Annotated in this window: 20 protein-coding genes; 6 read left to right on the top strand and 14 right to left on the bottom strand. The window is 62.1% G+C overall.

Features of this window, described 5'->3' with window-relative positions; translation table 11 throughout:
• Window positions 1-76: 76 nt before the first annotated feature.
• Window positions 77-883 (bottom strand): YebC/PmpR family DNA-binding transcriptional regulator, encoded by an 807-nt coding sequence (locus GDJ97_RS08750; protein ID WP_152070906.1) that lies wholly within the window; start codon window positions 881-883, stop codon window positions 77-79.
• A gap of 176 nt (window positions 884-1,059) precedes the next feature.
• On the bottom strand, window positions 1,060-2,328 hold the full coding sequence (locus tag GDJ97_RS08755) for an Nramp family divalent metal transporter (RefSeq protein ID WP_152070907.1): 1,269 nt from the start codon (window positions 2,326-2,328) through the stop codon (window positions 1,060-1,062).
• A gap of 215 nt (window positions 2,329-2,543) precedes the next feature.
• Between GDJ97_RS08755 and GDJ97_RS08760 the strand changes: the two genes are divergently transcribed.
• The gene (locus GDJ97_RS08760) at window positions 2,544-3,563 is read left to right on the top strand and encodes an ABC transporter substrate-binding protein (protein ID WP_226808984.1); all 1,020 of its coding nucleotides are present in this window, start codon (window positions 2,544-2,546) and stop codon (window positions 3,561-3,563) included.
• 25 nt (window positions 3,564-3,588) lie between these two features.
• Here the strand turns inward: GDJ97_RS08760 and GDJ97_RS08765 are convergent, their stop codons facing one another.
• The 5 genes from GDJ97_RS08765 to GDJ97_RS08790 all read right to left on the bottom strand — a co-directional run bounded on the left by GDJ97_RS08765 (window position 3,589) and on the right by GDJ97_RS08790 (window position 6,482).
• Window positions 3,589-4,353, bottom strand: a complete 765-nt coding sequence (locus tag GDJ97_RS08765) for an ABC transporter permease (protein ID WP_152070908.1) — start codon at window positions 4,351-4,353, stop codon at window positions 3,589-3,591.
• On the bottom strand, window positions 4,346-5,224 hold the full coding sequence (lgt, locus tag GDJ97_RS08770) for a prolipoprotein diacylglyceryl transferase (RefSeq protein ID WP_152070909.1): 879 nt from the start codon (window positions 5,222-5,224) through the stop codon (window positions 4,346-4,348). Before lgt ends, GDJ97_RS08765 begins: the two co-directional genes overlap by 8 nt.
• A gap of 18 nt (window positions 5,225-5,242) precedes the next feature.
• Entirely contained in the window at window positions 5,243-5,569 is a 327-nt protein-coding gene (locus GDJ97_RS09615) for a hypothetical protein (RefSeq protein ID WP_226808986.1), read from the bottom strand.
• Window positions 5,570-5,581: 12 nt separating this feature from the next.
• Window positions 5,582-5,860 (bottom strand): NifU family protein, encoded by a 279-nt coding sequence (locus tag GDJ97_RS08780; RefSeq protein WP_152070910.1) that lies wholly within the window; start codon window positions 5,858-5,860, stop codon window positions 5,582-5,584.
• A 346-nt stretch (window positions 5,861-6,206) separates the two neighbouring features.
• Window positions 6,207-6,482 (bottom strand): GNAT family N-acetyltransferase, encoded by a 276-nt coding sequence (locus tag GDJ97_RS08790; protein WP_152070912.1) that lies wholly within the window; start codon window positions 6,480-6,482, stop codon window positions 6,207-6,209.
• Between the two features lie 216 nt (window positions 6,483-6,698).
• Here GDJ97_RS08790 and GDJ97_RS08795 point away from each other — a divergent pair, with 216 nt between their 5' ends.
• On the top strand, window positions 6,699-7,286 hold the full coding sequence (locus GDJ97_RS08795; protein ID WP_152070913.1) for a hypothetical protein: 588 nt from the start codon (window positions 6,699-6,701) through the stop codon (window positions 7,284-7,286).
• A gap of 88 nt (window positions 7,287-7,374) precedes the next feature.
• Here the strand turns inward: GDJ97_RS08795 and leuB are convergent, their stop codons facing one another.
• The 4 genes from leuB to GDJ97_RS08815 form a co-directional block, all read right to left on the bottom strand.
• On the bottom strand, window positions 7,375-8,481 hold the full coding sequence (leuB, locus tag GDJ97_RS08800; RefSeq protein ID WP_152070914.1) for a 3-isopropylmalate dehydrogenase: 1,107 nt from the start codon (window positions 8,479-8,481) through the stop codon (window positions 7,375-7,377).
• Window positions 8,482-8,484: 3 nt separating this feature from the next.
• Window positions 8,485-9,000: a 3-isopropylmalate dehydratase small subunit gene (gene leuD, locus GDJ97_RS08805; protein WP_152070915.1), complete on the bottom strand. Its 516-nt coding sequence runs from the start codon at window positions 8,998-9,000 to the stop codon at window positions 8,485-8,487.
• A gap of 12 nt (window positions 9,001-9,012) precedes the next feature.
• Complete coding sequence (leuC, locus tag GDJ97_RS08810) at window positions 9,013-10,278, bottom strand: 3-isopropylmalate dehydratase large subunit (RefSeq protein ID WP_193221382.1); 1,266 nt, start codon at window positions 10,276-10,278, stop codon at window positions 9,013-9,015.
• Window positions 10,279-10,658: 380 nt separating this feature from the next.
• Entirely contained in the window at window positions 10,659-12,194 is a 1,536-nt protein-coding gene (locus GDJ97_RS08815; protein ID WP_152070916.1) for a 2-isopropylmalate synthase, read from the bottom strand.
• A gap of 422 nt (window positions 12,195-12,616) precedes the next feature.
• On the opposite strand from GDJ97_RS08815, the gene GDJ97_RS08820 reads away from it, so the two are divergent.
• The 4 genes from GDJ97_RS08820 (at window position 12,617) to GDJ97_RS09905 (ending at window position 15,847) form a co-directional block, all read left to right on the top strand.
• A complete protein-coding gene (locus GDJ97_RS08820; protein ID WP_152070917.1) occupies window positions 12,617-13,021 on the top strand; it encodes a GntR family transcriptional regulator in 405 nt (134 codons plus the stop codon).
• Window positions 13,014-14,144, top strand: coding sequence for a DUF1648 domain-containing protein (locus tag GDJ97_RS08825; RefSeq protein ID WP_152070918.1), 1,131 nt, complete (start codon window positions 13,014-13,016; stop codon window positions 14,142-14,144). Before GDJ97_RS08820 ends, GDJ97_RS08825 begins: the two co-directional genes overlap by 8 nt.
• A gap of 307 nt (window positions 14,145-14,451) precedes the next feature.
• Entirely contained in the window at window positions 14,452-15,459 is a 1,008-nt protein-coding gene (locus GDJ97_RS08830; protein WP_152070919.1) for a ketopantoate reductase family protein, read from the top strand.
• Window positions 15,460-15,550: 91 nt separating this feature from the next.
• On the top strand, window positions 15,551-15,847 hold the full coding sequence (locus GDJ97_RS09905; RefSeq protein ID WP_152070920.1) for a HepT-like ribonuclease domain-containing protein: 297 nt from the start codon (window positions 15,551-15,553) through the stop codon (window positions 15,845-15,847).
• A gap of 11 nt (window positions 15,848-15,858) precedes the next feature.
• Here GDJ97_RS09905 and GDJ97_RS08840 read toward each other — a convergent pair whose 3' ends face one another.
• From GDJ97_RS08840 to GDJ97_RS08850, 3 genes are all read right to left on the bottom strand, one after another.
• A complete protein-coding gene (locus GDJ97_RS08840) occupies window positions 15,859-16,695 on the bottom strand; it encodes a PHP domain-containing protein (protein ID WP_226808988.1) in 837 nt (278 codons plus the stop codon).
• 67 nt (window positions 16,696-16,762) lie between these two features.
• On the bottom strand, window positions 16,763-18,178 hold the full coding sequence (locus GDJ97_RS08845) for a PTS transporter subunit EIIC (protein ID WP_152070921.1): 1,416 nt from the start codon (window positions 18,176-18,178) through the stop codon (window positions 16,763-16,765).
• A gap of 51 nt (window positions 18,179-18,229) precedes the next feature.
• Window positions 18,230-19,093, bottom strand: a complete 864-nt coding sequence (locus tag GDJ97_RS08850; RefSeq protein WP_152070922.1) for a PRD domain-containing protein — start codon at window positions 19,091-19,093, stop codon at window positions 18,230-18,232.
• Between the last annotated feature and the right edge of the window lie 277 nt (window positions 19,094-19,370).

The raw sequence follows: 19,370 nt of genomic DNA on the forward strand, positions 1-19,370 counted from the left end.
TACAGGTGAAGCCGGGCTCGCCCAGCGCGAACCCGGCTTCACTCCACACAGCAGCGGACATGTGTCCGTGCTGCAGTTACTCCTCCTCGAGGGCGGCGATGACCTCGTCGGTCATATCCATCGTGCTGTAGACGTCCTGCACGTCGTCCAGCTCCTCCAGACGGTCGATGAGGCGCTGCACCTTCTTGGCGTCCGTCGGGGAGACGGCCGTCGGCGTGGTGGGAACGCGCGTGAGCTCGGAACCCTTGACCTCGATGCCCTGGGCCTTCAGGCCGTCGGCCACAGCCTTGAGGTCGTTCGCGGCGGTCCAGACGAGCCACTCGTCACCAGCGTCCTCGTAGTCCTCGCCACCGGCCTCGGCGATGGCCATCATGAACTCCTCCTCGTCGCCTGCGGCGCCGTTGGGAATCATGACCTCCTTACGGGCGTTGGGGTCGAGGACCTCCTTCACCACGATGATCTGGCCCTTGCGCTCGAACTGGAAGGACACGGAACCGGTGGTGCCCAGGTTGCCACCCGCATGGCTGAAGGCGGAACGCACATCGGCGGCAGTGCGGTTGCGGTTGTCGGTCAGGCACTCAACGTACACGGCCACGCCCGCGGGACCATAGCCCTCGTAGTCGATGGCCTCGTACACGGCGGCATCGGCACCGGCGCCAAAGGCCTTGTCGATGGCGGACTTGATCTTGTCCTTGGGCATGGACTGGGCCTTGGCCTTGTCCACGGCGGCGGCCAGGCTGGCGTTGTTCTCGGGGTTGGGATCGTTGCCCAGACGCGCCGCAACGGTGATGTTACGGCTAAGCTTGGAGAAGAGGGCGGAGCGCTTGGCGTCCTGCGCGCCCTTACGGTGCTTGGTAGTGGCCCATTTTGAGTGTCCGGACATGCGAACTCCTTCTATCGTGCGTGAGGCTTCCCGCGCGCGCCAGCGCTGGAGAACCCATGTAAACATACGGTTTTGGATATTACACCCAACGGCAGGTCAGATAAAGGGGCCACGCAATTCGCCCAGAAAGCGCGCGGCGCGGGCGGGGTCGCGAGCGCAGCCCTCCAACCGAGCCGCTACAGGCCGAGCAGAGAGTAAACGTTCAACGCGGTCACGATGAGGCCGATTCCCACGAGCACCGCGCGCATTCGCGCCCCGTTGGCGTACTTCCCCATGACGCGTCCCGAGCTCGTCAGGTAGATCTGCAAGAAGATCGTGATGGGCAGCTGGACCGAGAGCGCTGCCTGCGAGAGCACGAGCCCTTGGAACGGGTCGCTCACGAAGAAGATCGCCGCCACGGCCAGGACGAACGTCGTCACCACGCCCACCGAGCTGTGCCGGTCGTGGATGTCGTAGGGCTCGCCCATGGCACCCGAAGAGATAGTGCCCGCGGCCATACCGGCGGTGATGGATGACGAGATGCCCGCCATGAGCAGTGCGAGCGCGAAGATGACGCTCGCCGCACGGCCGAGCATCGGGGTGAGCGTATCCGCCGCCTGCGCCAGATCGGTCACCTGGATTCCCGCCTTCCAGAACGTGGAGGCGGCAAGGATCACCATCGCCGAGTTGATCGCCCAGCCCACGACCATCGAGAACAGCGTGTCCACGAACTCGTCGTCAAGGCGCTGGCGAATGACCCCCTCGCCCCGCTCGTCGTAGCGCGCGCTCTGGATGATCTCGGAGTGCAGGAACAGGTTGTGCGGCATCACCACGGCTCCGAGCACGCTCATCACCACCACGGGCGAACCCGCGGGCATAGACGGCACGACCCAGCTCCAAGCGGCCGTGGGCCAGTCCACGTCCACCAGCAGAATCTCGACCAGAAAGGCTAGGCCGATCAACGAGACGAACCCGATGATGATGCGCTCGATGCGCTGATAGGAGTTGGTGAGCAGGAGCGCCAGGGCAACAAGGGCGACGAGGATGGACCCTACGCGCACCGGTAGGCCGAAGAGCATCTGGAGCGCGATGGCACCGCCCAGCACCTCGGCCATCGCCGTCGCGATGCTCGCGAGCATGGCGGTGGAGAGCGCAACGAAGGCCACGGGGCGCGGCAGGTGCCGGGTGGCCGACTCGGCCAGGCACTCGCCGGTAACGATACCCAGGTGGGCGACATTGTGCTGGAGCAGGATGAGCATGATGGTGGAAAGCGTCACCACCCAGAGCAGGGCGTAACCGAAGGTGGAACCGGCGGCCATGTTGGACGCCCAATTGCCCGGATCGATGAATCCCACCGTTACGAGCAGGCCCGGGCCGATGGCCTTCAGGATCTCCAAGCCTCCCCGGTGGCCCGTGTGGACGTCGCCCCACACGACCTGGGCGAGGCGCTTGCGAATCTCATGCATGGTGTGCCCTCCTTTCTCGAACTCCCCTCTCACGGTCCACGAGCATACACGTGCCGCGCGCCCGCGCAAAATGACACGCGCGCAAAACCATATTGCGGACTATACTGGCAACGCTGAACACACGAGAGGCACGAGGAGAGACCGCTCGGACCCGCTTCATGATGGGACGAGCCGCGGGCGCCAAACCTCGAAATCGAAGGGGATGTACAGAAGAGATGCTGGCAAACCACACAACCGTCGCGCTCACGCGCCGCGATCTTCTTTTAGGGGCCATGATCACCGGAGCGGCGCTCGTCTCCGGATGCAGCGGCAACGCGGAATCGGGCTCGAGCGCAGGTTCCCACGCGGGTGACGGCGGTGCCGGCACGGTCAACGTGGGCACCATGGTGACCGAGGACTTCCTGCCCGGCTGGGCGGCCGAGCGCGACGGGCTCTTTGGAACGGACGCGCAGGTGAACATCATCACCTTCCAAAGCGCCCAAGAACTCGCCGCCGCCATGACCTCCGGCGACATCGACCTGGCCATGACCGACCCGCAGGTCTCCGCCGTGCTCGCCGCCGGCGGTACGCCGGTCCACCTGGCCTGGATCACGCTCGGCGCCACGCCCGACCAGGGGCGCTTTGGCATCCAGGTGGGCCCGGACTCGAAGATCGCGAGCGTGGAGCAACTGGCAGGCGCGAGTATCGGCGTGGGCTCCAACACCGTGCCCGAGTACGTGATGGACATGCTGCTTGAGGATGCGGGCATCGGGGCCGACGATTTCAAGAAAGAAGAGGTCAAGAAGATGCCCGTCCGCTTTCAGATGATGGTCTCGGGCAAGACGGATGCCGCCGCGCTTCCCGCGAGCCTCCTCGCGCTCGGCGAGGCACAGGGTTGCCGCACCATCGTCGACGACACCCAGGGCAAGAACCTCTCGCAGTCCGTGATGGCAGTCCGCGAGGAGTTCGCTCAAGGGAACGGCGGTGCCGCGGCGATCAATGCGGTGCAGCAGGGCTGGAACGCGGCGGCACAGGCGATCAACGAGGACCCGGAGAGCTATCGCGCGCTCCTGGTGGAGAAGGCGAACCTAGCCGACCCGCTCAAGAAGAGCTATCCCATCCCCACGTATCCGGTCGACGCCAAACCGACCAGCGAGATGATCCAGCCGCAGCTCGACTGGATGCTCGAGAAGGGCTATCTCAAGCAAGCGCTGACCTTTGACGAGGAAACGGGCACCTTCAAGGACGGCAAGTAAGACGGGGCCCCTCGCCTGAATCGGGTTAAGCCACCCGCCCGCGATGACGCCAGGGCGTGAGCACCCACTCGAGCGCCGTCAGCGCCTCGTAGAGTCCCACGCCCAGCACGGCCATGGCAATGATGCCGGCGAACATGCGCGGGTAGTCGAGCATACCCCATGCATCCACGATGAAGTAGCCGAGCCCCGTGGAGCCGGCGATGGCCTCCGCGAGAAAGAGGATGGCGACGCACGTGCCCATGCCGGTCCGCAACGCCGTGAAGAGCGTGGGCAGCACCTCGGGAACCACCACGTGCAGACAGGTGACCCACCGGCCAGCACCGACGCTCCGGGCGGCCTCGAGCGAGGTGGTCGGCACGGTGGCAGCCGCATCGCGCACCGTCACGAGCACCTGGAAGAACACGGTGATGGCCATAAGCGCGATCTTAGCCGCATCACCCAGGCCGAGAAACACGAGCAGCACGGGCAGCAGCACGACCTTGGGCACGGGATAGAGGATGTGGATAACGGGACCGATCAGGGCATCGGCGCGCGGAGAGCGGCCGAGCGCGAGGCCAGCGGGAATGGCGAGCGCCGAGGCGATGGCGAGCGCCGCGACCACGCGGTAGAGACTGACACCGAAGGCGGGAACCAGCTCCGGCAGGTTCTCCACCAGCTGACCCGCGGCCTGCGTGGGAAGCGGGAGCGCCGGAGACGCCAGGAGCACCGACGCCGCGCTCCACAGCAGCAGCACGGCAACCGTGGCAGTAAGGTAGATCGCCGCTCGCGCGGGCAGAGACCGGCTACGCATCGCGGGAATCGCGCGGACGGGAGGCCTCGCGGGCACTTGTCGGCATGTCCCCTTCGCCCAAACGCCCCCGTTGCGGAGCGCCGCGACGGTGCGCCACCACCAGCAGCGCGATCCCGGCCAGCACCAGCGGCAACGAGAGCAGCTGGCCCATGGTCACCACGCCGCCGAACAGGTAGCCCAGCTGGGCATCGGGCACGCGCACGAACTCGACCAGGATGCGGCAGATACCGTACCCCAAGATGAAGGTGCCCATGAACGTTCCCTGCGGCAGCAGGGGCTTGCGGCGGCTGAGGACCTGCAGCACGAAGAAGAGCACGATGCCCTCGAGCGCCGCCTCGTAGAGCTGGCTCGGGTGCCGCGGCATGGTGCCGGCGGCGCCGCCAAAGACAACGCCCCAGGGGAGGTCCGTCGGCTTGCCCCACAGCTCACCGTTGACGAAGTTGGCGCACCGCCCCAGCATGAGGGCGAGCGGTGCCCCGCACACGGCAAGGTCCGCGATCGTCCAGGCCGAGAGCCCCATCGCGCGGCACACCAGAACGCCGCCAATCACGCCGCCCACCAGACCGCCGTGGAAGCTCATACCACCCTGGTTGACGGCGAGGATCTCGAGCGGATGGGCGAAGTAGTAGCCATCGCCGTAAAAGATGCAGTAGAACAAACGGGCACCGATGATGAGCCCGAAGACCGTGCCCGTCACGACCATCCAGATGTCGTCAACCGTGAGGCCCAGCCCCCAGCGGCGCGCGGTGCGGTACATGACGACGCCCGTGAGCGCGGCACCCACGATGTAGGCGATGCCGTACCAGTAGATGGTGATGGGCCCGGCGGATATGGCTACCGGATCGAGCATATGGTACAGATCATTCAGCATGGCGAGCCTCCCAAAGCGTCACGCACGCGGACCGTGGTGGATGAAATGCAGGCAGTGACGGCATTCCTCCTTGATAGCCCCCATGCGGTCCACGTCGGGGTCCAGCAGGTCCCAGACCGAGGTGGCCTCACGATGCCAGGGACGCTGGCAGCGCGTGTAAGCGCAGGTTGAGGGGCAGGGCGAGTAACGGCCGGGCACGTTATGCGGGCAGTCGTCTTCCATGCTCGCGCCCGTGGGGCCCCACAGGCCCGCGCACCCGCGCACCGTCCAACACATGACCACGCCGTCTTCGCGGCGCGGATCATCGACCGTTCTATCTTGTTCCGTCAGGCTCGTCGCCGTCATGCGCGCTCTCGCCTAGAAGGGGCGATACTCCTCGTAGAGATCCTCGGCGTTCGCATCGTCGTTCACGGCCTCGACGCGCGTCACGCCCGGCACGTGCTCCTTCAGGATGCGCTCGATGCCCATGGAGAGGGTGAGCGAGCTCATGGGGCAGCCGGCGCAGGCACCCGAAAGCTCCAGCTTGACCACGCCCTCGTCATCGACGCCGATATAGGTCATATCGCCACCGTCGGCCTGGAGGTTCGGGCGAATCTCTTCGAGGACTTCCTTGAGCAGCTTCTCGTTCACAGCCACGCGTGGCTCCTTCCTCTGGTAAATGCTCGCGTATTTTACTACAAAGCTGGTACCCATATGGGGTCGTACTATGCCGCAGGCCCTCATGCGAGAGAGCGGCCATCGCAAGACCAGAACCTCATACGCGGACGGCGGCTAGTCGATCAGGCCGAGATGTCGGCACGCGCTGGCACAGCTGGATGAGCGCGTTCTTGGTCGAATCGGGAATGCGATGCGTCTCGAAGCTGATCAGCGTACCGTCGATGTCGAAAAAAGGGGCTTTGATCGCCGCGCCTCCTTTGCCGGGTCCTCGACCCGGCATGATAGCATCAGCCCGCACGGAGTCCCGCAGCCCCAGGGCGCGGTGCTACTCCACCACCAGATCGAGCTCCTGGGGATGCTTCTCAAACCAGCTCTTGGCATAGCTGCAGCTCAGGTGCGCCCGACGTCCCGTCTCGCGCAGCTCCTCCGCCACCGCGCGCATCAGCATGCTCGCCACGCCCTGCCCGCGCAGGGACTCGTCCACAAAGGTGTGATCGATATCCACCGTACCGTCGGCGCGATCGGGAAAGGTGACGCGCGCAAGCGCCTTACCATCGGGGTCAACGTATTCGATGGCATGGGAATGAATTTCGAGCTGCATAGCATGCCTCCTTGTGCATAGTTCCGCATTGAAAACACGGTGGCTCCACCTTACCCACGGGGGCGGACGACGATGCCATCGGCGAGGCGGCGTTTCCCAACCGTAACATGTCGGCAACGTGTGGTATGGAGCACCAATGCCGCCGCGCTCCGCATCACGGGACAGGTCCTGAAGAGTACACTGGGGCCATATATGCGCCACAGGCTGGGAGGCCTCATGTCCTACGAGCTCTCGGGGAACCTCGATACCATCTACGTGCCCTATGACAAGTCGTCGTCCGGCATGATCATCGCCACGATCTTCTGCGCGGCACTCTTCCTCGTTATTTGGAACATCATCCCGTTCATCCGCCGCTTCCTCGCCGCGCGCCAGCAATTCCCCGGTATGCCGCTCGACGCCAAGACCCGCAGGAAGGGCGTCACGACGCTTGTCTGCTCGTTGGTGTGCGTCCTGAGTCTGGCGACGTACGCGCTCAACCCCAACTACCAAGCCGAGCAGGAACAGGCCGCCCAGATCGCCATCCAGGACATCCAAGACCGTTTTCATCTGCAGGCGCGCTGGAAATACGCGCCGTACAACCCGTTCGACGATGACAGTGACCGGGTCGGCAAGCTCTACATCGAGGTGAATGGTCGAAGCTATCCCACGCGCATCTCCCCCACAGAGTACGACAACCCCTCACATTACGGACCGAGCAAGAAGAAGGACTTCGTCATGCTCGTGGTGGAAGTGCTCACGAACGACGGCTACGTGCCCATCAGCACCTTCTCTCGGCAGGTGACGGGACAGGACCCGGCATACTAGGCGCGCGATGCAACGGCGGCACCCCCACCACCAAGCCGGTGATGGGGACGCTGCGCGGAGAGCTTAGACGGGATTCGCCGAACCTCGCCTAGATACGCTCGACCACCTTGTCGCCCATGGCGACGGTGCCGAGCACATGGTCCGTCGGCGTGGACGCATCCGCGATGTCGCCGGTGCGCCAGCCCTCGTCGAGCACAGCCTCCACGGCGGCGTGGACCGCGTCGGCGGCCTCGCCCATATCGAAGCTGTAGCGCAGCATCATCTCGACGGAGAGGATCTGCGCGAGCGGATTGGCGATGCCCTTGCCGGCGATATCCGGCGCGGAGCCGTGGCTCGGCTCGTAGAGTGCCACGCCGTCGCCCAGGCTCGCAGAGGCGAGCATGCCGAGCGATCCCGTGATCTGCGCGGCCTCGTCGGAGAGGATGTCGCCGAACATGTTCTCGGTCACCACGACGTCGAAGAACGCGGGACGGTTGATGAGCTGCATAGCGGTGTTGTCCACGAGCATGTCGTCGAGCGTGACGTCCGGGTACTCCGCATCGTGCAGGCGATGCACGACCTCGCGCCACATGCGCGAGGTGTCCAGCACGTTGGCCTTGTCCACGCTGGTCACGTGGCCACGGCGCCGGCGAGCGGCCTCGAAGGCCTGGCGGGCGATGCGCTCCACCTCGTACTCACGGTACTCGAGGGTATCCACGGCGCGCTGGCCGGGCGTACCGTCCGGACCGGCGCCCTCCTCGTCGTAGTAGCGATGACGCGCACCAAAGTACAGGCCGCCCGTCAGCTCGCGCACGATCATGAGGTCCACGCCATCGATGACCTCGGGCTTGAGTGTGGAGGCGCCGGCGAGCGGCGCGAAGATCTGCACGGGGCGCAGGTTGGTATAGAGGCCGAGCGCCTTGCGGATGCCCAGAAGCCCCTGTTCAGGGCGCGGCTTTGAGGAGTCGGTCGTGTCCCATTTGGGGCCGCCGACCGCCGCGAGCAGCACGGCGTCCGAAGCCTGGGCGGCCTCGAGCGTGGCCGCGGGCAGCGGCTCTCCCGTGGCATCGATCGCGGCACCGCCGATGAGCGCGTCCTCGCAGGCGAAGTCCACGCCAAAGCGCGCGCCCACAGCAGCGAGCACCTTCTTGCCCTCGGCGATGATCTCAGGGCCAATGCCGTCACCCGGCAGGCAGCACATCTTATACGCGGGCATGGGCTACTCCTCCCCCGTCCTCGCCTCGGCGGCGAGCTTGGCCTTGGTGCGGGCCACCAGGCCTCCGGCGTTGATGATCTCTTGGATGAACGGCGGGAACGGGGCGGCATGGAAGACCGCGCCCGTGGTCTCATCCGTGATGGTGCCGGTGTCGGCGTCCACGTGCACCACGTCGCCCTCGGAGATGGCGTCCACGGCCTCGGCGCACTCCAGGATGGGCAGGCCCATGTTGATGGAGTTGCGGTAGAAGATGCGCGCGAAGCTCTTGGCGATGACGCAGCTCACGCCAGCGGCCTTGATGGCCACCGGCGCGTGCTCGCGCGAGCTGCCGCAGCCGAAGTTCTCATCGGCCACGATGATGTCGCCCGGCTTCACGCGAGCCGTGAAGGTGTTGTCCAGGTCCTCCAGGCAATGCTTGGCGAGTTCGGCGGGATCGGATGTGTTGAGGTAGCGGGCGGGAATGATGACATCGGTGTCGATGTCTCGGCCGTACCGGAAGACGGTGCCTTTGAACTGCATGGATATGCTCCTTTACGCGATATCGGAGGGAAGCGCGATGTGCCCGGCCACGGCCGATGCCGCGGCGACGGCGGGACTCGCCAGGTAAACCTCGGAGGTCGGGTCTCCCATGCGGCCCACGAAGTTGCGGTTCGTGGTGGAGATGCAGCGCTCGCCCGCGGCGAGGATGCCCATGTAGCCGCCCAGGCAGGGGCCGCAGGTGGGCGTGGAGACCACGCAGTTAGCGTTGATGAAGACATCCATCAGACCCTCGTGCACGCAATCCAGCCACACCTTCTGGGTGGCGGGAATCACGATGCAGCGCACGCCGTCGGCCACCTTGCGCCCGCGCAGCACCTCGGCGGCGGCGCGCATGTCCTCGATGCGGCCGTTCGTGCAGGAGCCGATCACGGCCTGGTCAACGGTGATGTGACGGCTCTCGGTGACGGGATGCGTATTGCTCGGCAGGTGCGGCCACGAGACGCAGGGCACGATGTCGGCCGCGTTAATGTGGATGACCTGCTTGTACTGCGCATCCGGATCCGGATGGTACTCCGTGAACTCGCGCGAGCTGCGGGCGCGCACGTACTCGCGGCACTTCTCGTCCACCTCGAAGAGGCCGGCCTTGCCGCCCGCCTCGATGGCCATGTTGGCAATGGTGAGACGGCCCTCCACGGAGAGCGCCTCGATGGTGGAACCGGCGAACTCCATGGCGCAGTAGAGGGCGCCGTCCACGCCGATCATGCCGATGATATGCAGGATGATGTCCTTGGCCGTGGCGCCGTCGGCGAGCTCGCCGTCCACCACGAAGCGGATTGCCTCGGGCACCTTGAACCAGGCGCGCCCGGTGGCCATGCCCACGCCGGCGTCCGTGGAGCCCACGCCGGTGGAGAAGGCACCGATACCGCCGTAGGTGCAGGTGTGGCTGTCCGCGCCGATCATGAGGTCACCGGGGACCACCACGCCGCGCTCGGGCAGGAGCGCATGCTCGATGCCCATGCAGCCCTGCTCGTAGTAGTGGGTGATCTTGTGCTCGTGGGCAAAGTCGCGCGTAATCTTGGTTTGCTCGGCGCTTTTGATGTCCTTGTTGGGCGCGTAGTGGTCGGGCACGAGGCAGATCTTCTTGCGGTCGAACACGCCGGCGCCGATTTCGCGCACCGTCTTGATGGCGATGGGCGCGGTGATGTCGTTGGCGAGGACCAGGTCGAGGTCGCACTCGACGAGCTGGCCGGGCACGACCTCGGGCAGGCCGGCGTGGGCGGCGAGGATCTTCTCGGCCATAGTCATGGGTCTTGGCATGGGCTCTCCCTCTCTTGAGCCTCAGGCGAGCGTGGGGGCCAGGACATATCGTCCTGTGCTCAAACAGCACGCTTCGCGTGAACTGCGCCAGGACGATATGTCCTGGCCCTGCTGTGATGGGCACAAATCAGATCGAGCCCATCGCGCTTGAAACAAACAATAAAGCATGTGCGAAGCTTCGCTTCGCCTTATATATAGGGCGCTGCGCAGCAGCACGCATACTTTTCCCTCTCTTTCTTAGGCGGAACGTGGGGCAGCTGCGTTGGGGCTGGACGGGCATACCCGAAGCGACACTCCGCAGCGAACTGCGGAAATGCCGAAGGCATTTCCCAGTCTCGCGAGGACTGAGCGAAGGGTATGCCCGTCCAGCCCTGAGTGACCTACTTTCCGGCCTTGGCGCGGGCGGTCTGAATCATCCTGTTGATGGCGTTCACGTATGCCTTCGCGCTCGACACGATGATGTCCGTGTCGGACCCGCGGCCGGTGAACACGTTGCCGTCCTCGGCCGCCACGCGCACCGTAACCTCGCCGATCGCGTCGATGCCGCGCGTGATGGCCTTGATGGAGAACTCGGAGAGGTCGCCGTGGACCGCAACCACCTGGTCGATCGCCTGGTAGGCGGCATCCACCGGACCGGTGCCCGTGGCGCAGACCACATGCTGCACGCCCACCTCGTCGGTGATGGTGGCAGTGGCGGTGGGAACCAGCGGGTCGCCGCAGCTCACCTGCAGCGCGTCGAGCGTGTAGACGGCCGCGACCTCACGCTGGCGCTCCTGCACCATGCTCTCCAGATCCTCGTCGTAGACCTCCTTCTTCTGGTCCGCGATCTCCAGGAAGCGCTGGTACACCTGCTCGAACTCCGCGTCCTCAAAGGTGTAGCCGAGCTCCGCCATACGATGGCGCAGCGCGGCGTGGCCGGAGCGGGCGGAGAGGATGATCTCGGAGCCGGCGGCGCCCACGTCGGCGGGATCGATGATCTCGTAGGTATCGCGCGCCTTCAGCACGCCGTCCTGGTGGATGCCGGAGCTGTGGGCGAAGGCGTTCGCGCCCACGATGGCCTTGTTGGGCTGCACGTTGATGCCCGTGATGCTGCTCACGAGCTTGCTCGCGTGCGTCAGCTCCTTGGTCACGATATCCGTGTGGGCGTCCAGCTCCTTCTCGTGCATCTTGATGGCCATGACGACCTCTTCGAGCGCGGTGTTACCGGCGCGCTCGCCCAGGCCGTTGATGGTGCACTCGATCTGCGTGGCACCGTTGCGCACGGACTCCAAGGCAAGTGCCGTCGCCATGCCAAGGTCGTTGTGCGTGTGAACGGAGATGGTGACGTTCTCGATGCCGTCCACGCGCTCGCGAAGGTCGCGGATGCGCGCGCCGAAGTCCCACGGCATGTTGTAGCCGGTGGTATCCGGGATGTTCACCACCGTGGCGCCCGCCTTGACCGCGGCCTCGACGATGCGCACCAGGAAGTCCTGATCGGCGCGACCGGCGTCCTCGGCGTAGAACTCAACGTCGTCCACGTAGTTGCGCGCGAGCTTAACGGCGTGAACGGCGCGCTCGATGGCCTGTTCCTCGGTCATGTGGAGCTTCTCGTACAGGTGGGAGGGCGACACGCCCAGACCGGTGTGGATGCGGGGGCGTTTGGCGGTCTTCAGCGCCTCGGCCGCCACCTCGATATCCTTGTCCACGGCGCGGGTCAGGCCGCACACGGTGCAGCTGTCGCCAGCGATGCGCCCGATCTCGGCCACGGACTTAAAGTCGCCGGGGCTGGAAATGGGGAAACCCGCCTCGATCACGTCGACGTTCATGCGGATCAGCTGGCGCGCGATGACGAGCTTCTCCTCGGTGTTCATACTCGCTCCGGGAGACTGCTCCCCGTCGCGGAGCGTGGTGTCGAAGATGGCGATTTTGCGGCTCATGGTTCCTCCTAGATCAACGGTGCTGTTCAGGCGCCTGGCAGGAGGTTTCATGCGGTCGGCTCAGATTATCGAGAACCGAAAGACGAGAAAGCACCCGCCGCGCAAACGCCCTGCCAAGCAAGGATTGCATACGCGTTCGGGTGCTTTGGAATCGAAAGAGGTTGACGAAAGACCCTAGCGCGTATTCTTAGATAGCGCTAGGCCTAGCAGCTGAATATGTGCGAGGCACGTCTTCATGCTCGGAATGTCCTTTCGGTCAACAACGCAATTTAGTTTAGCAGAGTGCGCGCAGGGCGCAAGCGACGATTCCAAGGCTGCGCGATGGTCTTTTGTTATATGAAACGAGAACATTTCTCTTGTACATGAGCCGTTTTGTTCTATATTCATTGGAACAGATTGGAGAGCAAGAAACGGAGGCATATATGTTCATCCAGCTTGACCAATCAAGCGACATGCCCCTTTACCAGCAACTTCGCAACCAGATTGTAGCGGCCATCGCCACGGGCGAGCTCGCACCGGGCGATGGCCTGCCGAGCGTGCGGACGCTCGGCAGAGACCTCGGCATCAACCTGCACACCGTCAACAAGGCCTACGCGCTCCTGCGCGACGAGGGCTACCTGGTCATGCGCGGCCGAGCCGGAGCCAGCGTGGCGACCCCGCCCGGAGAGGACGCCGCGCTCAAACGGCTTTCCGACGGCTTGGCGCTGCTTGTGGCGGAATTCAAGGCGGCGGGCGGTGCGCGGCAGGCATTCGAGGAAGCGGTTCGCATGGAATTGGATACCGCATACGGCGCTGCCGCGCCGAAGGGAGACAAACACGATGAATAACCTGTTGATACCGTCCTTCATGGTCCTGATCGTGGCGGCGACGGGCATCCTCATGGCCGCGATGCCCTGGCTCGAGGCACACGGACAGTGCTTCTCCGTCACGGTACCGGGCGCAGCGGCGAGCGATGAGCGGTTGGTCGCGCTCAAGCGTCGCTATGCCGTGACGACCCTCGCGCTCACGGCGCTCTGCAGCGTCGTCGTCGGCGTCGTCTTCGCCGCCGATGCCACGGGCACGGCCGGAATCGCGGTCCTGGTCGCTGCATCGCTCGTGCTCGTCATCGTGCCCTTCATCTTGATGCAGGTCGCACGGGGTCGCGTGCAGGCCATCAAGGCGACGGAGGGTTGGCGCGCCGAGCACCGGCTGCATGTGGCGGCCCTCGGCGAGGCGGACTTGCCGCAGGCGGTACCGCTCGCCTGGGAGCTCCTGCACCTTCCCCTGTTCCTGCTCGTACTGGTTCTCGGCTTCGTTCTCATGCCCAGCATGCCAGACCGAATCGCCATTCATTTCGACCTTGCAGGCACGCCCAATGGCTGGATCGATAAGGGCCCTGCGGTCATCGCCCTCCCCTTGGCGATCATGGTGTTCCTGGCGATCACGATGGCGGCCTGTCATCTGGCGGTTCTCCGCTCGAAGCGCGGCATCGCAAGCGATGCCCCCGCAACGAGCGCCTACGGCTACGCGCTGTTCGTGCGGGCGCAGAGCATGATGCTCGTGGTGCTTGGTCTGGCGCTGAACCTGGTTCTGGCGCTCATGCCGCTCACCTTTGCCGGCATCCTTTCTCCGAACGCGTCGTTTACTGCGGCCATGGTCGTTGCGGCAGGTGCGGTGGTCGGATGCGCTTGGCTTGCCTACGCGTACGGCCAGAACGGAAGCCGCGCGGTCAAGCTGCTCTCCGAACGGGAGGCGGGCGCGACGGGCTCCGAGAGCCTGAACTTCGACGACGACCACTTCTGGCACCTGGGCGTCTTCTATGCCAACGCGGATGACCCGGCCGTCGTGGTGCCCAAGCGCTTCGGCATCGGCTGGGGACTCAACTGGGCCCGCCCCGCCAGCTGGCTCGTCACCCTCGGCCTCATCGCACTCTGTGCAGCCCTCTGCCTGGCGGTGTTCCTCCTCCTCTAGCTCCGCGGCGCACCTGTTTCTTGGAGACGGTTCTCTCATTTGAGAAACGTCTCCATTTTTTGCCAGGAGCGAGGCTGCTCGTGCCGTACGTTTTTGTCCACAACCTGAAAAATGAACGGGCCACACCCCGGCAGGCTGAAAGATCGAACCAGGCTCGCTCTTTCACCCCTGTTGGTGCCCCGGCATTCCTTGGCAGTTACGCAACAGTTCGTTAACTGATGTCCAAATTCACCGCGGATTGCCCGGCCGAAGGCCTATACTGCTTTCTCGTATGCAACGACAACGAGAAGAACGGCGTATCGGCATCATGAAAGCTGCGATCTTCGGAGCGGGCTCGCTCGGCACGATTATGGGGGCCTACCTCACGAAGGGCGGCGTGCCCATCGAGCTCGTTACGCGCAACAAGGCGCACGTCGACGCCCTGAACCAGCACGGCGCGACCGTCACCGGTACCGTGAACATGAACGTGCCCGTCACCGCGCTCACACCCGACCAGATGCAGGGGCCCTACGACGTCATCTTCCTCATGACCAAGCAGCTCGACAACGAGGCCACCGTCCACGACCTCGAACCCCTGCTCGCACCCGACGGCGTGATCTGCACGCTGCAGAACGGCCTTCCCGAGATGCTCATCTCGTCCATCGTGGGCCCCGCGCGCACGATGGGCTGCACCGTGGCATGGGGCGCCACCATGACCGCGCCTGGCGTCTCCGAGCTCACGAGCGAGCCCGACGCGCTCTCCTTCGGCCTCGGCGTCTTTTCCCCGGTTCCCGAGCGCCGTGCTCACGAGGTCCAGCAGCTCCTGGAGACGATGTGCCCCGTTGAGCTCGAGCCCAACTTCATCGGTGCCCGCTATTCGAAGCTCCTGATCAACGCCTCGTTCAGCGGCATGTCCGCCGTGCTGGGATCCACCTTCGGCGAAGCGGCCAACGACAAGCGCTCGCGCGTCTACGTCCAGCGCATCATCAAGGAGTGCCTGGACGTGGCCGACGCCGCGGGCATCCGGGTGGAACCGATCCAGGGCACCGACGTCGCCAAACTACTCAACTACCACGGCGCGCTCAAGCGGATGATCTCGTTCGCGATCATCCCCATCGCCATCAAGAAGCATGCCCGGCTGCGCGCGAGCATGCTGCAGGACCTCGAGCATGGCAAGCGCACCGAGGTGGACGCCATCAACGGCTCCGTCTGCCGCCTGGGCGCCGAGCACGACGTGCCCACCCCCGTGAACGACGCCGTCGTCGAGCTCATCCACCAGATGGAGCGCGACGAGCGCACGCCCGGCTGGGACAACCTCGCAGCCCTCCCCGCCTAGCTGAAAGAACGAACCTGGTTCGTTCTTTCAGCCACAAGATAAACCATTTTTAGGTCAATGCTCGTCACCTGAACGTGCGACATTAACCAAATTGATTCTCCGTCTTCATGCACTCCATCTTACGCCCGAGCTCATTGCGAACGACCGGTTCGTCCAGTGGGCAGTAACAACGCCTCTTTACAACATTGGTGAATACGCTTCGCACCTTTCAAAGGAGCTTCAAGCTCTGCGTCCGGGTATTTCCTGGTCAAAGGTTGCCGGGCTGCGGCATCGTCTTGTTCACGATTACGAAGGTACCAACTGGCGCATCGTTATTCGGGTCATCTTCGACGACCTGCCTGCCTTTATCAAGCAAGTTCGAACTCTGCTACCGGAAAACTCCTCGTAAAAGAAAGAACCCTATATTCTTGACAATGCCCGTGCCTCCAGTTCGGCAAACTCATGCGCTGTAAGCCCGTATCTCCCAAACCAAGGCGTTAAATCTGGATCGTGGTAATCGCTTCCACCACTTTGAGCTAGGTTGAAGTGGCGAGCAAGCGACCGCGTCCGCGGATAATCCTCCTCTTTCATACTGGGATGAGATACTTCGATCCCCTGCAAACCGAGTTCCACATAAGCAGGTATCTCATCATAGTTATCATATTCACAAGGATGCGCGATCACCGGTAGGCCGCCTGCCTCTCGGATTGCGGCAATACCCTCGGCTATGGGCGTGTACCCCATCTGCCTATCTACCTCATACGTTGTTTTGCCAGCAAATAACTCACGATATCGCTTAACGCTCATACTCTCCGGATACCGTTCCATGAGCGCTTGGAAGATATGTATCTTAAAGACCACACCGAATGGGGCTATCTCTCGCACACGATCATAATCAAGTGGATAGCCTTTCTTGGCAAGCTCTAAAACAAGCGTCTTATGATAGTGATCTCGGCAGACAAGAGTATGCTCGCAGAGCCTCTGAACAGCAGAGACGTCCTCTCCCAGCCACAGTCCTACTACATGTGTTTTCTTGTGAACGCTCTCGTCGTAGCAACTCATCTCAACGCCGCGCACCGTTTGAATACCATGAGCAGCGGCGGACGATCGCACCTCTTCCCAAGTATCGACCGTATCATGATCGGTAACTGCCACAGTATGTATCCCCAGATCAGCAGCACGCTTCATTACCTGATCGATCGTCTGCGTTCCGTCGCTATGATTCGTATGCACGTGCATGTCAGCATACACAGTCACTGCATTTCCTCCTCTCCTGGATAAACGGCAACGATCAACAGCATGATCGAATCGTCATCGGTCGTCCCTACAGCTGATAATCTGCTCCCTCTTCAACCTCATCACTCGTCGGATCTTCAAAGCCGATCAAGAGCGTTGCAATAAAGCTCACAATTGCCGAAACGACCATTGCCGCAATAGCAACGAACAAGTTATTCAAGCCGTCCCCGCCGATCCACATTGCAACGTTGATAACGCTTGGCGTCATCCAGGTATAGGCTTTCAGAGCAAAGATACCTGCAACGAGGCCTCCAGCGGCACTCCCAATCATGACTGCCCACATTGGGCGCTTGAGGCGCAACGTCACACCGTAGATGACAGGTTCAGAAACACCGGCAAAAAACACGGTAAACGCAGTGGAAAGACATGTGCTGCGGAACTTCTTGTTCTTGGTCCGAAGTGCGCAGGCAAGCGCAGCGGCACCCTGCGACATATTCGCCACGAGCGGGAGCGTACGGGAGAAGGGGTCGTAACCAGTCTGCGCCATGAGCTGCATGCCAGCGATTGCCAGTGTGGAATGAGTCCCCGTAACAACCATCCACGGATATACAAAGCAGATGAGTGCGATAACGACGCCGCCGCCAGCATTGTAAATCGTAAGAAGAGCATCACCCAGAGCCACCGCAAGATAGCCCATTGCGGGAGCAAGCAAGAGGAAAGAAAGAGGGGTCATAATGAGCAGCGTAATGAGCGGCGTGAGCATTCCACGAACGAGTTCGGGAAGCTTGGCGTTAAGAAAACCCTCGAGCTTGCTCATAACCCATACGATAAGGATTGCTGGAATAAGCGACGAGGCATACGACATGCCATAGAGAGGGATGCCGAACATATCGCCAATGAACTTAGGATCAGCAGCCGAAACAAGACTGGTCCAATTCGGATGCAGCAAGGCGCATCCCATGAGTGCCGCCATAAGCTGATTCGAACCAAAATGCTTAGCTGCGGCAATCGCGGTAAATACTGGAAGGAATGTAAACCCTGCATCGAACACGAAGCTGAATACATAGAACGCCATGGACGTATCGGACGAGGCGATGCCCGCCAGTTGAATAATCATCAGGATACATTTGCCCAAGCCCGTACCGATAAGTATGGGAATAAGTGGCATGATGCACCCTATGATGGTACCGAGCATTGAGCTCAGGATACTTTTTTTACCCACCGAGTCCTTGTCCGGCATCACAGCTGTTTCGTGGGCAAATCCACCAACACGGCAGACCTCGTCGTAAACCTGACCGACATTCGTACCAATGATGACTTGGTATTGCCCTCCTGCCTCCTGTACGCCAATAACGCCGGGAATCTTCTCGATTACGTCTCGGTCCGCAAGACCCGAATCCTTGAGGTTAAAACGTAGACGCGTTACACAGTGCGTCACGTACGTTACATTTTCTTTGCCGCCTACCGCTGCAAGAACATCGGTAGCTATTGCCTTGTTATCCATTGCATCTCCCATCATGTCCAGAGCTCACTGTAAGTAGATGTGTCGCGTGTTTTAGATACTCTTCTCCTGAGACGCAGAAACTTCCCCTCCTTTCGCAGCGTTATATAGTCGATTGATGTGAATAGCGAGATACACGAACTCGCTCATTCCCAGATGTATACCTGCCTCGCGCTCTGCAAACGCGCCCACGTCCAGAGCGCAACTCACGATGTCGGGAACTTCGTTTTTTAGCTGGCGCAACATATGCTCATCCTGCTTATCAGACAGCCCAGCAGTCCTTAACCCTCGCAATAGATAATGCATATGCGTCGCAAACCGGGCATAGTTCATACCATCTCGATCGATAATGATGGAGAGCTTCTCCTCAACAGTCCGCGTGACGCCATCAAGGATTCGCTCAACCGCGACCCCTTCTTCTGCAGTCGTGGTATCAGAATTGACAGAGTTCAGAATGGTGAGTGCAACCCCCGTCACTTCACTTCGTTTTAGGGGGAGATCAAACGTACTCTCAGCTCGATCAATAACGAAGGTAGCGAGCTTCCACTCGAGTGGATAGAGCTGGGCGATATCATATGAAAGCGGCATGTTTGTCATCATGCCCCCACGTGTGCGTTTAATCATAAACGCGATGTGATCAGCAAGAACGAGCGGAAAATTCGGGCTCAGCTCATACGAAAGCACCCCGCGTATAACATCTGCCATCTGTGCAGAAAAACCAAGAACATCAGAGGGTATGTCCTTCATAAGGTCCAGATAGCGATCATCTACGCCGTAGAATGTACGTTCAATACGTTGGAGCTCGACCTCGTTACTTCCATCGGGAAACCCAATACCGGAGCCGAGTGCCACGACGTCATGCCCTTTACTATCCACGCAAAGAACGGCATTGTGGTTAATGCGTTTGATTATCCTCAAGAGTCATTCCTCCAACAAAAAAGGGCGTGATTACGAGGAGGAACTCCTCGTAATCACGCCCCGTACTTCTTATCGGGTAGCACTTGATACTAGTTTACATTCTTCATATTCAAATGAGTATTTGGTTTCGGTTAACGGTTAGTAAGCAACCCTTGATTATCAACTTTATCCGAACACCTCCCACATTCATCCGCACATGTGCGGATGAATGTGGGAACCCGATACCCTGAGGGCCGGATCGGCCGGCCCCGGGAGATCGGAGGACGGCATGTCCGGA

Origin of the sequence: Collinsella sp. AK_207A (assembly GCF_902501965.1) — a bacterium.
In the GTDB taxonomy this organism is placed as follows: Bacteria; Actinomycetota; Coriobacteriia; order Coriobacteriales; family Coriobacteriaceae; genus Collinsella.